The sequence below is a fragment of the Allokutzneria albata genome (genome assembly GCF_900103775.1).
Classification (GTDB): domain Bacteria; phylum Actinomycetota; class Actinomycetes; order Mycobacteriales; family Pseudonocardiaceae; genus Allokutzneria; species Allokutzneria albata.
Genome location: NZ_LT629701.1, coordinates 1,831,067 through 1,843,856, shown reverse-complemented (window position 1 = coordinate 1,843,856; position 12,790 = coordinate 1,831,067). Strand labels below are relative to the sequence as shown.

14 protein-coding genes and 1 pseudogene are annotated in these 12,790 nt (G+C 70.4%); 4 read left to right on the top strand and 11 right to left on the bottom strand.

All coding sequences use genetic code 11. From position 1 onward, the window contains the following. Positions 1-33 precede the first annotated feature (33 nt). Positions 34-738: a TetR/AcrR family transcriptional regulator gene (locus BLT28_RS08145; protein WP_030433042.1), complete on the top strand. Its 705-nt coding sequence runs from the start codon at positions 34-36 to the stop codon at positions 736-738. A gap of 1 nt (position 739) precedes the next feature. Here BLT28_RS08145 and BLT28_RS08140 read toward each other — a convergent pair whose 3' ends face one another. The 9 genes and pseudogenes from BLT28_RS08140 to BLT28_RS08105 all read right to left on the bottom strand — a co-directional run bounded on the left by BLT28_RS08140 (position 740) and on the right by BLT28_RS08105 (position 8,628). Further along, on the bottom strand, positions 740-1,324 hold the full coding sequence (locus tag BLT28_RS08140) for a pentapeptide repeat-containing protein (RefSeq protein ID WP_030433041.1): 585 nt from the start codon (positions 1,322-1,324) through the stop codon (positions 740-742). A gap of 9 nt (positions 1,325-1,333) precedes the next feature. Beyond that, positions 1,334-1,609: a TetR/AcrR family transcriptional regulator C-terminal domain-containing protein gene (locus BLT28_RS39940; protein WP_083383693.1), complete on the bottom strand. Its 276-nt coding sequence runs from the start codon at positions 1,607-1,609 to the stop codon at positions 1,334-1,336. A gap of 39 nt (positions 1,610-1,648) precedes the next feature. Then, positions 1,649-1,744, bottom strand: a pseudogene (locus tag BLT28_RS42810) (hypothetical protein); the annotation flags it as partial. Further along, positions 1,698-2,693, bottom strand: a complete 996-nt coding sequence (locus BLT28_RS08130; RefSeq protein ID WP_083383692.1) for a DUF222 domain-containing protein — start codon at positions 2,691-2,693, stop codon at positions 1,698-1,700. The pseudogene BLT28_RS42810 and the gene BLT28_RS08130, both read right to left, overlap by 47 nt. Before the next feature lie 199 nt (positions 2,694-2,892). Continuing rightward, positions 2,893-4,797, bottom strand: a complete 1,905-nt coding sequence (gene malQ, locus BLT28_RS08125) for a 4-alpha-glucanotransferase (protein ID WP_030433038.1) — start codon at positions 4,795-4,797, stop codon at positions 2,893-2,895. Positions 4,798-4,821: 24 nt separating this feature from the next. Next, complete coding sequence (locus BLT28_RS08120) at positions 4,822-5,685, bottom strand: SDR family oxidoreductase (protein WP_030433037.1); 864 nt, start codon at positions 5,683-5,685, stop codon at positions 4,822-4,824. A 10-nt stretch (positions 5,686-5,695) separates the two neighbouring features. Beyond that, a complete protein-coding gene (locus tag BLT28_RS08115) occupies positions 5,696-6,127 on the bottom strand; it encodes a hypothetical protein (RefSeq protein ID WP_030433036.1) in 432 nt (143 codons plus the stop codon). A gap of 5 nt (positions 6,128-6,132) precedes the next feature. Further along, positions 6,133-7,980 (bottom strand): HEAT repeat domain-containing protein, encoded by a 1,848-nt coding sequence (locus BLT28_RS08110; RefSeq protein ID WP_030433035.1) that lies wholly within the window; start codon positions 7,978-7,980, stop codon positions 6,133-6,135. A 21-nt stretch (positions 7,981-8,001) separates the two neighbouring features. Continuing rightward, entirely contained in the window at positions 8,002-8,628 is a 627-nt protein-coding gene (locus BLT28_RS08105) for a response regulator transcription factor (protein ID WP_030433034.1), read from the bottom strand. Between the two features lie 67 nt (positions 8,629-8,695). On the opposite strand from BLT28_RS08105, the gene BLT28_RS08100 reads away from it, so the two are divergent. Then, a complete protein-coding gene (locus tag BLT28_RS08100; protein WP_030433033.1) occupies positions 8,696-9,547 on the top strand; it encodes an oxidoreductase in 852 nt (283 codons plus the stop codon). Here the strand turns inward: BLT28_RS08100 and BLT28_RS08095 are convergent. Next, entirely contained in the window at positions 9,507-9,860 is a 354-nt protein-coding gene (locus BLT28_RS08095; RefSeq protein WP_030433032.1) for a nuclear transport factor 2 family protein, read from the bottom strand. The genes BLT28_RS08100 and BLT28_RS08095 overlap by 41 nt on opposite strands. 98 nt (positions 9,861-9,958) lie before the next feature. On the opposite strand from BLT28_RS08095, the gene BLT28_RS08090 reads away from it, so the two are divergent. Further along, positions 9,959-10,735 carry a helix-turn-helix domain-containing protein gene (locus BLT28_RS08090; RefSeq protein ID WP_030433031.1) on the top strand — a complete coding sequence of 259 codons (777 nt, stop codon included), beginning with the start codon at positions 9,959-9,961 and terminating at the stop codon, positions 10,733-10,735. A 28-nt stretch (positions 10,736-10,763) separates the two neighbouring features. Then, a complete protein-coding gene (locus tag BLT28_RS08085; protein WP_030433030.1) occupies positions 10,764-11,711 on the top strand; it encodes a zinc-binding dehydrogenase in 948 nt (315 codons plus the stop codon). Here BLT28_RS08085 and BLT28_RS08080 read toward each other — a convergent pair. Next, positions 11,701-12,753 (bottom strand): zinc-binding dehydrogenase, encoded by a 1,053-nt coding sequence (locus BLT28_RS08080; RefSeq protein ID WP_231950686.1) that lies wholly within the window; start codon positions 12,751-12,753, stop codon positions 11,701-11,703. The two genes, BLT28_RS08085 and BLT28_RS08080, sit on opposite strands and share 11 nt — an antisense overlap. Positions 12,754-12,790 lie beyond the last annotated feature (37 nt).

The following is a 12,790-nucleotide window of genomic DNA, read 5'->3' as shown; positions in this document are numbered from 1 at the left end:
ACGCAGTTTCTTCTGCGTAGAGTAGACGCAGTTATGAGCAGGAACCAAGAACCGCTGGTAGAGCTGCTTTGGGGAGCACCGCAGAAGCCTCGGCGCGGCCCCAAACCCGCCCTGTCCGTCGATCAGCTGGTGCACGCCGCGACCGCCGTCGCCGACGCCGAGGGCCTGGCCGCGGTGTCCATGCAGCGGGTCGCCGACGAGCTGTCCTCCACCAAGATGGCGCTCTACCGCTACGTGCCGGGCAAGGCCGAACTGGTCGCGCTGATGATCGACAGGGCGCTCGGTACCCCGCCGGAGCTGGACGGGGTGCCGGGCGGCTGGCGAGAGCGGCTACGCGAGTGGGCGATGCGCATGCTCACCGGTTTCCAGGCGCATCGATGGCTGGTCGAGGCCACCGTCGGGCCCCGGGTGCTCGGGCCCAACGAGATCGGCTGGATGGAGTCGGCGCTCGTCGCGATGGAGGGCACCGGGCTCGACGGCGGTGAGCGCATGGACGCCGTCGCGCTCGTCGCGGGCCACATCCGGATGATCGCCCAGCAGGGAACGACCGAACGGCCGGAGCGCGAAACGGGGACGATCATGGCCGGCGTGCTGCGCGAGCACGGTGAACGCTATCCGGCGGTGTGCTCGGCCATGGCTTCCGCCTCGGCGACCGGCACGCAGGACCAGGGCCTGGAGTTCGGGATCGAGCGCATCCTCGACGGACTCGGCCTGCTCATCGACCGCAGGGCGGACTGAGTCAGGCGAACCGCACGCCGAGCCCGGCGGCGAGCACCATCGCCTGCTCCGGTTCGATCAGCGCGCCCTTCAGCGACACGGTCAACGGGTCCACAGCGGACAGATCGCTGCCCCGCAGGTCGCAGCGCTCCAGGTTGGCCCTGTCCAGCACCGCTCCGGAGAGGTCGACGCGGTGCAGCGTCGCGCCCTCGCAGCGCACGCCGGTCAGGTCCGCCTCGCGCATGCGCACCCCGCTGAACGACGCCTTGCGCAGGTCCTCTCCGCGCAGGCCGGTGAACGACCAGTCCCCACCGACGACCTTCGTCAGGCCGAACGCGCAGCCGTCGAACCTGCTGCCGACGAACTTGCAGTCGGTGAAGGTCGCCTCGAAGAAGTCGCACTTGGTGAACGTGCAGTTGAGGAACGCCGATCCGGAGTGCTCGGAGACGTTGAACAGCGTGTCGCGGAAGGTGCACCCGGCGAACGTCGCGCCCTGGCCGGCGGCCTCGGTGAGGTCGATGTCGACGAAGGCCACCTGCTCGAAGCTCAGCCCGGTCAGGTCGTCCCCGTGGTCCCAGTCGATCCCGTGGATCGTCCGCGTGGTCATGGGCCGAACCTACGCGCGGCCACCGACGAACACCTCCAGGCCGTCCAGCACGCGCTTGAGGCCGAACTCGAAGTCCTCGTCCATGCTCTCGTAGCCGTCGTTGAAGTCGGCGTCCTCGGCCCTGGACAGCACCGGGAACTCACCCGACGCCAGCACTTCGGCGAACCCGGGCTCGGCCCGGTCCCACCACTGCCGGTTGGTCATGCCGCTGGTCCGCTGCGCCTCGATCTCGTTGCGCATCAACAGTGCGACGCCCTGCACGAAGCCGTTGACGACGTAGTGCACACACAACAAGATCAGGTTCGTCAGGTCGGTCGGCCCGCCGTCGATCCACTGCCATACATGGTGGGCTTCCGTCCACGCCGGTGGCCGATCACACCCCGGGGAAGGCGCATCCCTTGTCCCGTAGGGCCAGGGCACGGCGCTGAGCGGGTGAGGCGAGGCGCCGTTCCCGGCCGTAGTCCAGGGGTTCACTGTCCCCGCCGAGCACGATCGGGATGACTCCGGCGTCGCAAGCCGCCTGCCGCATCAACCCTGCGCTGATCGGGTCACCGTTCTGGGGCTGACCACACCCGGTCTTCGCCGCGAGAGCATCGAAACCCATGGTCACGATCAACTGGGTCCGCATGCCACCGTTGATGGGGAGATCCTTCGCCGACATCGCCGTGGTCATCGCTTCGATGAACGCATCCGCCAACCGCTGCTCCGAGGTACGCGGGTCTTTCTCCCCGTTGACCGTCTTCGGCTTGGACAACGCCGGCAGGAACGTCCTGAACTTCTCGCCGTTGAGCGGATCGATGATCGCCTTGATGTGCAGGCACCCGTCCTGGTCGTTGCCCATCCGCAGTGCCGGCTTGGCGATGCCTTCCTGCTCATCCCGGTAGACCTCGTCCGGGTCGACGAGCGACCGCAGGTGCTTACCGACCCGCATCAAATCACGCGGGGGCAACGTCGGAGCGACCTCGGCCAACGCCTGATCCGCCTGCTCGACGTGTTCGCCAGGGAGACGCTTGATCGCATCGGAGATCACCAGCGCGTGCTCGCTACTGATCACACCCGCATAGACCGCTTCACGAGTGTGGGGCAGCGCCGGTAGTTCGTGGACGAGACAAGTGCGGCGGGTAGCGTCGGCGTGGTTGAGTTTCAGCTTCTCCCGCAACAACACCGACACACTCTTACACCCATACCGGGCGTGCAGGCCGCGTTCTTCGGCGTGCGTGGCGGCGTCGATTTTCGCCGCGGTGACGAGATTCGTGATGGTTTCGAGGTCTTGCAGGAACGCCAGATGTTCGTCCTCGGACAACTGATACGTGTCGTTCGCCGCGAGATGGCCAACCAGGACATCCATGATTTCCTTGACATCCAACATGATTCACCCCCCTCGTGTTGGATACCTCGATTATAGCCGCGGGTCTGACAGTGTCTAATCCGTTGCAGCGCAAGGAAAGCGAGCCGCCCAACCCAACCGAGGCTTTACCTGGGGTGCGCGTGCCATACGCTTTCCCGCGAGGGCCGGTTCCTGACCGTGCCCGCCCGGCAGGCCCTCGGCACGCGCAAGGGGCCCCAGGTCAAGCCGACCCCACGCTGGAAAGCAGCTCAACCACCTTCCGCACCCGAGAATCACCCCGCAAAGAAGACAAGTCCAACGGAAGAGGCAACTTCCAGTTGGGATACTCGGAAACAGTCCCAGGCAGGTTCGGCTGGCGGACCTCCCCCACAACGTCGTACGGCGAGATCAGCAGCACCCGGCACGGGCTGTGAACGAGCAAACCGTGCAGCGCAACGACGATCTCGTCGACGGACGCCGAGTCCGGGCCGAGCAGCATCTCGGAGCGCAGCAATGCCAGGAAGTCGGCGCGTTCGGCCTCGGCGTGGGCCTGTTCCTCTGCCAGCGGTCGGGCGAGGACTCCGATCTCGGAGCGGACCCGCACGTGCTCGCCGGTGAGGAAGCCGGGCGCGGTGGGGAGATCGTGGGTCGAGATGCTGGCGACGGCGTTGGCGGGCCACGCGGCGGGCGGGATCAGGGGGCGGCCTTCGGCTTCGTGGTCGCGCTGGAACCAGACGACGGTGGAGCCGAGCATGTTCTGCGCGTGCAGCGCCTCGGTGACCTCGGGCTCGACGGTGCCGAGGTCTTCGCCGATCACCACCGCGTTGGCTCGATGTGCTTCCAGGGCGAGGATTCCGAGCATGGCCTCGGCGTCGTAGTGGACGTACGTGCCGCGCTCGGGGCCGGAACCCTCGGGAACCCACCACAGCCGCCACAGGCCGGCGACGTGGTCGATGCGGATGCCGTCGGCGTGCCGGAGCACGGCGCGGAGCACATCGCGATAGGGCCGATATCCCTGCTCCGCCAAGCGATCCGGGCGCCACGGGGGCAGGCCCCAGTTCTGGCCCTGCTGGTTGAACTCATCGGGGGGAGCGCCGACACTGGCCTTCGCCAGGACGTCCTGGAGCATCCAGCCGTCCGCGCCCGCGGGGTTGACGCCCACGGCGAGGTCGTGCACGACGCGGACGCCGTCGTGGCGGGCGCGGGAGAGCTGGGCGAAGCACAACTGCTGCAGCCAGACGTAGAACCGCACGCGGTCGCCGTCCTGCTGGACGTCCCGGGGGTGCTGCAACTCCGCGGGCCACTTGCGCCAGTCGGGGCCGTGCTTCTCGGCGAGCGCGCAGAACGTGGCGAAGTCCAGCAGTGCCGGGGCCGGCTCGGACACCTCGGCGAAGGGCCACAACAACTCCAGCGCGGCGCGCTTGGCCTGCCACACCTGGTCGTAGTCGATGCGGTCGAGGTTGGGGGCGCGCAGCGCGTCGACCTGTGCCCGTGTGTCGGCGTCGGCGCGCGCGTAGGCGTCGGTCTGCTCGACGCGGAGGTAGAGCGGGTTGACGAACTGGCGGCTGGACGGGGAGTAGGGCGACGGCTCGACCGGCTCGACGAGGTTCGGCGCGTGCAGCGGGTTGACGAGCACCATCCCGGCCCCGCACTCCCCTGCCCACCGCGTGAACTCGGCTAGGTCGGCCAGGTCGCCCATCCCCCACGACTCGGCCGAGCGGACGGCGTAGAGCTGGAGCATCCACCCCCATGCGCGCGGCGGCTCGGGCAGCGCGGGCGGGGCGACGACGACGGTGACGGCCTGCGAGCCGACGTGCAGCTCGTGCCAGCCCAGCGGGAGATCGGCGGGCAGCTCCCCGTCCACGATGAGCGTGGTGCCGTCCTCGCAGCGCAGCTCTCCCGTGCCGACGGCGCGGGTCGCTCCCTGCCGCAGCACGATCGTCGGCGGCAACCGGTCTTCGCTCGCGCGCGCTCGTACCCGATCCAGCTCGGCGCGCACCGACTCGGGCGTCGAGGCGTCCACGTCGAGCAGGGCGAGCACATCGGCGACCACGTCCGGGGCGACGTCGACGCGCTCCCGGTTCCCGTCCTCGTACCAGGTCGCGACGCCGTGCGCTTCGGCGAGAGCCACAAGATCGTCATTCACGGCGTCAAGTCTTTCAGCAGTGGCTCAGCCGGGCAGGGTCTCGCCCCCGATCGGAGCAAGGACCTCTCCGGTGTAGTAGCTGGAGAGCTGGTCGGCGGCGAAGAACACGTAGGACGGGGCGATCTCGTCGGGCTGGGCGGCGCGCCCCATCGGTGCCTGGGTGCCGAACTCGCTCACCTTCTCCTCGCCCATGGTCGCCGGGATCAACGGCGTCCACACCGGGCCGGGGGCGACCGCGTTGACCCGGACGCCGCGCTCCCGCAGGGCCTGCGCCAGCGAGTAGGTCAGCGCGTTCACCGCGCCCTTGGTCGCCGAGTAGTCGATCAGCGACTTGTTCCCGCGGAGTCCGTTGACCGAACTGGTGTTGATCACCGCGGAGCCCGTGGGCAGATGCGGCAGCGCGGCGAGTGTGACCCAGTAGTAGCTGTAGATGTTGACCTTGAACGTCCGGTCCCACTGCTCGGGGTCCAGTTCGGCGAAGTCCTGGACGGGCTGCTGCGTCGCCACGTTGTTGACCAGCAGGTCCAGTCCGCCGAGCCCGTCGACGGTGCGCCGCACGACGTCGCGGCAGTTCTGCTCCTCGGCGAGGTCGGCGCGCAGCACCAGCGCGGTGCGGCCTTCGGCTTCGATCAGGCTCTTGGTGTGCTCGGCGTCGGCGTCCTCCTGCTCGTCGAGGTAGCCGATCGCGACGTCGGCTCCCTCCTTGGCGAAGGCGACGGCGACTGCCCGCCCGATCCCGGAGTCCCCTCCGGTGATCAACGCCTTCCGCCCGGCCAGCAGGCCGCGCCCGACGTAGCCGCGCATCTCGTCGTGCGGCTCGGGGCTCATCTCGTCCGTGCTGCCCGGGTAGGACTGCTGCTGTTCGGGTTGCTGTCCTTCGATGGCCATCGTCGTCTCCTCAGACCCTGCCGTGGTTCAGGCCCGACGCGAGATCGAGCGCTATCGCGTCCAGGAACTCTTCGAGGACCGTCAGCTCCCGGTTGAACACCGGCGGGTCGAGCAGCTTGTTGCGCCATCGGTGGGTGAACGCCTCGCAGGTCTCCAGCACCGCGGTGGCGATGCGTTCCGCGCCTCCGTGCGGTGCCCGCTGCCCTTCGGTCTCGACCACGGCTCGGACGCGCATGACGAGGTGGTCGACACGCAGGACGGAGGTGAGCGCCAACAGCTCCGCCATGGTTCCGCGCCGGGGGTCTGGTCCCGGTTCGAAGGTCGTGTACGCCACGGGCCGGACGACCAGCTCGACAAGCAGGATCGCCCCGAAGTTCTGGTCCGCTTCGTTGGCCGGTGTCCACTGGTCACCGGGCTGGTGCGGCCGACGTAGGTGTCGCATGGGATTTAGTTGCCCTGTGACGGACCGAAAAAACCTAAAGCGCGGGCGCAGGCGTTCAGGAGTTCCAGATCTTCGCTCACCGCGTCGACGAAGTGGACGTCGCTGTTGTGGCGCCTGGGCTGGGCCAGTTCCGCGCGCAGCAACCCCGCGGCGGCACTGGCGGGTGGCCCGATCTCCGCCAGGTACTGGGCTACGAGGGTGCGGTAGAGCGGGCTGCCGCGCCACGCCGCGATCAGTGCCGGTACCACGGGTTCCGGGTCGGCGGTGATCTCCCAGAGCGCGATGGCGGCGCGCAGGCCCGCCCAAGGATCACCCGCTTCGACCAGTCGCGCGCGCACGATCGGCAGCGCGCTGGCCGCCGCGGGACCGAGCGCCGCGGCCAATCGCATTCCGTCGTTGCTCGGAGAGATCGCGGCCAGAGCCGGTGCGGGGTCGCCCGCGATCCGCCAGAGCGCGAGCGGTGCGTCGAACGGGTGCTCTTCGCAGAGCGGCCGTAGCAGGGGAACTGCCGCGTGCGCCACCGGTCCCACTGCCCGGAGCGCGTAGAACAGGGCGCTGTCACGAATCCCGGCCTGCAACAGCTCCACAAGATCGGGAGCTGCCTCGGCACCACCGCTTTCGAGGTTGCCGATCGCGGTCAGCAGCGCTCCACGTCGCCACTCGTCGCTGACATCGCGGAGCCGTGCGCGCAGCACCGGCAGCAGTGCCGCGGCGTGTGCCCGGATTCCGTAGAGCATGGTGCCGATGTCGCGGGGAATGTCCTCGCGCCGCAAGGCTTCTCGCACTGGATCCAACGCGCGCTCGTCGCCTGTGCGCGCCAGTGCCCGCACGATCCACGGGGAGCCGTTCAGCGCCGCGACGAGGGCATCCGCCGCCGGTAGGGCCTCCGGGCCGAAGTGGTCCAGGGTCTGCGCCGCGTCCTTGGCCAGCTCAGGGTCCGCGAGCAGGTCACCGACGCGCCGGGCGAGTTCGCCGTGGTCGCCGCGCCACTCGCGGACGAGCCCGCGCGCCAGGGAATTCCCCAACCGTTGGTTTTCCTTGCTGGAATGGGAAAGCAGCCCGGTGATCAGCGACGTTCGTTCGGCGACGCGGCCGCCGAGCGCGGTGTCCAGCGATCGGACGAGGTATCCGGCGTCAGCGTCGACCTCGGCGACCGCGAGGTCGGCGGGCAGTGCGGACGGGTCGGTTTCCGCGAGCGTCGCCAGTGCGCGCAGCCGCACGATCGGGCTGGTGTGATCGGCGGCGCGCTCGGCGATCCACGCCAGCGTCTCGTCGAGTTCGGTCTCGTCGTCCAGGTGCGGCGCGATCATGCCGACCGCTCGCACGACCGCGGCCCTCGCATGCGGATCGGGTTCGACGGGAATGCGCTCGCGCAAGGCGGAAAGCGTGACGCCCCAGTGTTCCTGGCACACGGCGAGCGCGGCGGGGAGCGCGCGGCGGACTTCGGGATCGGGGTCGTCGAACAGGGTCAGGAGCCTTGCCAGTGCGGCACCGATCGACGAGCGCGCGGCGGCGGTGTGCCGGTGGTTGTCGTACGGGTCGGGGTCATCCGGAGCCCAGGTGTCGATGCCGGTCTCGTCGGCACCACCGATGCCGGCGATCAGGTTCAGCAGGTCGGGGCGCTGCGGGGTCGACGGGTCGAACACCGCTTCGAGCAGGAAGGGCACGGCGACCGCGGTCGGCTCGTACACGTCGCCGCCGTGGTGCAGGACGTCGGCGAAGTCCTCGTAGGCCAGCCGGCGGGCCTCGGGATCATCGGAAACCAGGCCGCGCAGGATCTCCGGGACGTCCTCCGCGGGTCCGTATGCGTGCTGCAGCGATAACCAGTCGATCTTGTCGAGCCCCGGGAACACCGGGAAACCGTACCCGGATGATCACACCAGCCCGAGCTCGCGGGCCCGTACCCCGGCCTGGAACCGGGACGTCGCGCCGAGCGCCGCCATCAGCTCGGCCACCCGCCGCCGGTACGTGCGCACGCCGAGGCCGAGCTGACGCGCGGCGGTCTCGTCCTTGCAGCCGGACGCGAGCGCGTCGAGCAGCTTCGGCGCGAGCGCGCGCAGTTCCGCGAAACGGACTTCGTAGGCGGACAGCGGGCTCGCCACCCGCCAGGCTGCCTCGAACAACGTGGACACGCTGCGCACCACGTCGGCGCTGTCGAACACGCTGAACTCGCGGGCGCCGCCGACCAGCTCACCGGCCAGGATGACCAGGCGGCGGTCGAGGATGATCGTCTCGTTGATCTCGTCGGGGCTGATCCGCACGTCGACGCCGACCCGGTCCAGCTCGCGCAGGTGCGCGGCCGAGGGCGGGTCGAGCAGCACGCCGGGTCGGTACATCTTGCGGATGCGCTTGTCCCCGTACAGCTGCGGGCGGGGCCGCGGGCGCGAGCTCGCCCAGGTGTTGAGGTCGTCGGCCGCGCACGCCACCTCGGTCGCCGAGGCGAACAGGTGCGCTGTGCGCGCGAAGAGCGCTTCCTCGCTCCGGACGATCGTGCTGCTCACGCGTCCAGTGTGGCAGGAAGTTGCCGATCGGCGGCGCGACCGCCGCGCCGGGCGCAGGCTGGGCAGCATGACGACGTCCACATGGGAGCTGGGCGACCGCACGGTCAACCGGCTCGGCTTCGGCGCGATGCGCCTGACCACCCGCCCGCTCGACCGCGACCAGGCCGTCTCGGTGCTGCGACGCGCGGTGGAGCTCGGCGTGAACCACATCGACACCGCCTCCTTCTACTTCTCGCCGCGGCTGTCGGCGAACGAGCTGATCAACTCCGCCCTCCGGCCGTACCCGTCGGACCTGGTGATCGTGACCAAGGTCGGCCCGGGCCGGGACCCCTCCGGCGAGTGGTACCGCGCCCGACCGGAGCAGCTGCGCGGGCAGGTCGAGGAGAACCTCCGTCAGCTCGGCCTCGACCAGCTGGACGTGGTGAACCTGCGCATCGGTGCCGGTCTGGAGCGTGGAACCGGTTCGCTCGCCGAGCACTTCGGCGTGCTGGCCGAGCTGCGCGAGGAGGGGCTGATCCGGCACCTCGGCGTCTCCAACGTCGGGGCCGAGCACCTGGCCGAGGCCCGGGCGATCGCACCGGTGGTGTGCGTGCAGAACCTGTACGGGCTGGGGGCGCGCGAGGACGACGCCCTGCTCGACCTGTGCGGTGAGCAGGGCGTCGCGTTCGTGCCGTTCTTCTCCGTGGACCGCGGTGCGCCGGACGCGGTCGCCGAGGTCGCCGCCGCGCACGGGGTCACCCCGGCGCAGGTGATGATCGCGTGGACGCTGCACCGGGGGCCGAACGTGCTGGCGATCCCGGGCACCGGCGATCCGGAGCACCTGGAGCAGAACGTGGCGGCGGCGCAGATCAAGCTCTCCGTCGAGGAGATGGCGCTGCTCAGCCGGGTACCCGGTCCAGGAACCCCAGCACCGAGCTGATCCGGTCGCCGTGCACGCGCACCACGTCGAAGCCGATGGCCAGTGGCTCCGCCTCGCCGGGAACGCCGAGGTGCCAGTGGAAGCGGGCGATGTCGTGGTGCGCGTCGGCCTCGGCGGGCGCGCTGAAGACCAGTCCGGCGAACTGCTGCTGGGCCCCGGCGATCACGGCGTCGATGCCGTCGCGCCCGGCCACGTCGGCCAGCGGGTCGGTGTAGGTGGCGTCCTCGGTGAACAGCTCGTCGACGAGGTGCCTGCGCTTCGCCGCGTCGGTCTCGTTCCAGACGGCGATGTAGCGTGCGGCGATGTCGGTCACTGCGATCTCCTTCGGTTGGTGTGGAACAACAATCGACCGGAGGAGGTCGTGGTGTCGATTACCCCGGAGGTAATGGCGCCTGCGCCTAAGCTCAGGTCATGAGCACTCCGGTTGGCGAGTTGCTGCGGGACTGGCGCGGGCGGCGCCGGTTGTCGCAGCTGGACCTGTCGCTGCGCGCCGACATCTCCGCGCGGCACCTGAGCTTCGTCGAGACGGGCCGCTCCGCGCCGAGCCGGGACATGGTGCTGCGGCTGGCCGAGCAGCTGGAGGTGCCGCTGCGCGAACGCAACCGGCTGCTGCTGGCCGCGGGGTTCGCGCCCGCCTACCGGGAGAGCGCGCTGGACTCGCCGCGGCTGAGCGCGGTGCAGGCGGCGGTTCGGCAGGTCCTCGCCGCGCACGAGCCCTACCCGTCGGTGGCCGTCGACCGCCGGTGGAACCTGGTCGAGGCCAACGCGGCCAGCTCGTTGTTCACCGACGACATCGCGCCGCACCTGCTCGCCGGGCAACCGAACGCGCTGCGGATCAGCCTGCACCCGGACGGCATGGCCCCGCGCATCGCCAACCTCGGCCAGTGGCGGGCGCACCTGCTCGGCCGCCTCGCCAGGGAGGTCGCGGTCAGCGGGGACGCCGACGTCGCCGAGCTGCTGGCGGAGTTGCGGGAGTACCCGTGCGACGAGCCCGAGGTCGAGGTGCCCGACACCGGCGAGGTGTTCGTGCCGCTGCGGATCCGCTACGAGGACGCGGAGCTGAGCCTGCTGAGCACGGTGTCCACCTTCGGCACGGCGTTGGACGTCACCGTCGCGGAGCTGTCCGTGGAGTCCTTCTTCCCGGCTGACGCCGCGACGGCGTCGTTTCTCCGCGCGAGGTTGACCTGAACTCGCGTTGAGGTTGAAGACTCGGGGCATGCGAGTTGTGGAGCTGACGCGGTTCGGCGGTCCCGAGGTGCTGGTGCCCGGTTCGGCGCCCGCGCCCGAAGCCGGTGCGGACGAGGTCGTCGTGAAGATCGCCGTCGCGGGGATCACCTTTGTGGACACCCAGATCCGGCGCGGCGTGGACGAGTGGCACGAGGTGCCCGAGCCGCCTTACGTGCCCGGCGGCATCGTGGCGGGCGTGGTGATCGCGACCGGCAAGGGCGTCGACACCGGCTGGCTCGGCCGCCGCGTGCTCGCCGACCCTGGCATGACAGGTTCGTTCGCCGAGCAGGCCGCCGCGCCGGTCGAGTCGCTGATCGCGGTGCCGGAGGCGCTGGGGTTCGCCGACGCGGTCGCGCTGCACACCGATGGCTCCACGGCGCTCGGACTCGTTGAGGGGGCCCGCGTCCAGCCCGGCGAGGTGGTCCTCGTGGAGGCCGCGGCGGGTGGAGTCGGAAGCCTGCTCGTGCAGCTCGCCAAGTCGCGGGGCGCCAGGGTGATCGGGGCGGCACGGGGCGCGCGCAAGCTCGACCTGGCGCGGTCGCTCGGCGCGGATGTGGTGGTCGATTACTCCACAGTGGACTGGACTGCGGGGCTCGGACCGGTGGACGTCGTCTTCGACGGTGTCGGCGGTGAGATCGGCCGCGCGGCGTTCGGCCTGGTCCGACCCGGTGGGCGGTTCTCAGTGCACGGCGCGTCCAGCGGTTCGGTCTCCTCGTTCGACGCCTCCGGCTCGGGCGTCGAAGTGCTTGGCATCGAACAGCTCTTCGGCTTCGGCGAGCACGCGCGGGCGTGGGCGGAGCGGGTGCTGGCCGAAGCCGCGGCGGGCAGGCTCCGGCCGGTGGTCGGGCAGAGCTTCCCCTTGGAGCGCGCCGCGGACGCTCACGCTGCGATCGAAACCCGCGGCGCGCTCGGGAAAACCCTGTTGCTCATGGAGTGAGCACGAGGCGGATCGGGTCGCCGACCTTGTCGTGCAGCTGCTTCACCGCGCGGTCGGCTTCGGCGAGCGGGATGCGGTCGGTGATCGACCGGGAGAAGTCCAGCCGCCCGTGCCCGGCGAGCCCGATCAGGTCCTCCACGTGCTGCGGCAGCGAGCCGTAGTGGCCCAGGACCTGCTGCAGCTCGTAGCAGAAGCCGATGCTGTCGGAGACCTCCAGCCGCTCCGGGGTGAGCCCGGCCAGCACGAGCTTCCCCTTGCGCGACAGGGACTTCACCGCCTGCTTGCGGGCGGCACCCGCTCCGGCGAAGTCGAAGGCGTGGTCGAGGCCCTTGCCGCCGGTGGCCGCGCGCAGCTGCTCGGCGAAGTCCTCGGCCAGCGGGTCCAGCGCGGTGTCGGCGCCGAAGCCGAGCGCGCGCTCGCGGGCCGCCTGGTTCGGGTCGATCGCGATGATCGGGGCCGATCCGACCAGGCGGAGGATCTGCACGGCGTGCGTGCCGAGGCCGCCCGTGCCCCAGACACCAGCCGACTCGCCGACCCGGACCTGCGCGGTCGTCACGATCGCGGCGTAGGGGGTGGAGACGGCGTCGGGGATGATCGCGGCCTGCTCGAACGGGAGGTTGCCGGGGATCGGGACGACCGTGTCGTGGCGGGCCACGGTGTACTCCGCCCAGCCGCCGTCGTAGTCCACGCCGCGGGTGAGCACGTTCAGGCACGGGTTCAGCCCGCGCACGCAGTTGTCGCAGCGGCCGCAGGACTGCCCGGCCTGGAGCGCGACGCGCTGGCCCACCCGCAGCCGGTCCGGCACGTCCGCGCCGACCGCCTCGATCACCCCGGCGACCTCGTGGCCGAGGGTCACCGCCGGCGCCGAGTTGTGGGCGGGCGTGAACACGCCACCGATCAGGTGCAGGTCGGACAGGCAGACCCCGGACGCCCGCACGGCGACCAGGACCTCGTTCGGGGCGGGATCCGGAACGGGGACCTCTTCGACCGCGAAGCGCTTGGTGGTCAGGTCGAGCCGTCCGGCGAGCATCGTGGCAGTCACGCCGACCAATCTCGCACACCTCCCGCCGAAGATCACC

Bases quoted from the DNA above. Each gene is read 5' to 3' on its own strand.
- BLT28_RS08145 (WP_030433042.1), top strand. From the start codon at position 34: ATGAGCAGGAACCAAGAACCGCTGGTAGAGCTGCTTTGGGGAGCACCG.
- BLT28_RS08140 (WP_030433041.1), bottom strand. From the start codon at position 1,324: ATGACCACGCGGACGATCCACGGGATCGACTGGGACCACGGGGACGAC.
- BLT28_RS08130 (WP_083383692.1), bottom strand. From the start codon at position 2,693: ATGTTGGATGTCAAGGAAATCATGGATGTCCTGGTTGGCCATCTCGCG.
- BLT28_RS08120 (WP_030433037.1), bottom strand. From the start codon at position 5,685: ATGGCCATCGAAGGACAGCAACCCGAACAGCAGCAGTCCTACCCGGGC.
- BLT28_RS08115 (WP_030433036.1), bottom strand. From the start codon at position 6,127: ATGCGACACCTACGTCGGCCGCACCAGCCCGGTGACCAGTGGACACCG.
- BLT28_RS08100 (WP_030433033.1), top strand. From the start codon at position 8,696: ATGACGACGTCCACATGGGAGCTGGGCGACCGCACGGTCAACCGGCTC.
- BLT28_RS08090 (WP_030433031.1), top strand. From the start codon at position 9,959: ATGAGCACTCCGGTTGGCGAGTTGCTGCGGGACTGGCGCGGGCGGCGC.
- BLT28_RS08085 (WP_030433030.1), top strand. From the start codon at position 10,764: ATGCGAGTTGTGGAGCTGACGCGGTTCGGCGGTCCCGAGGTGCTGGTG.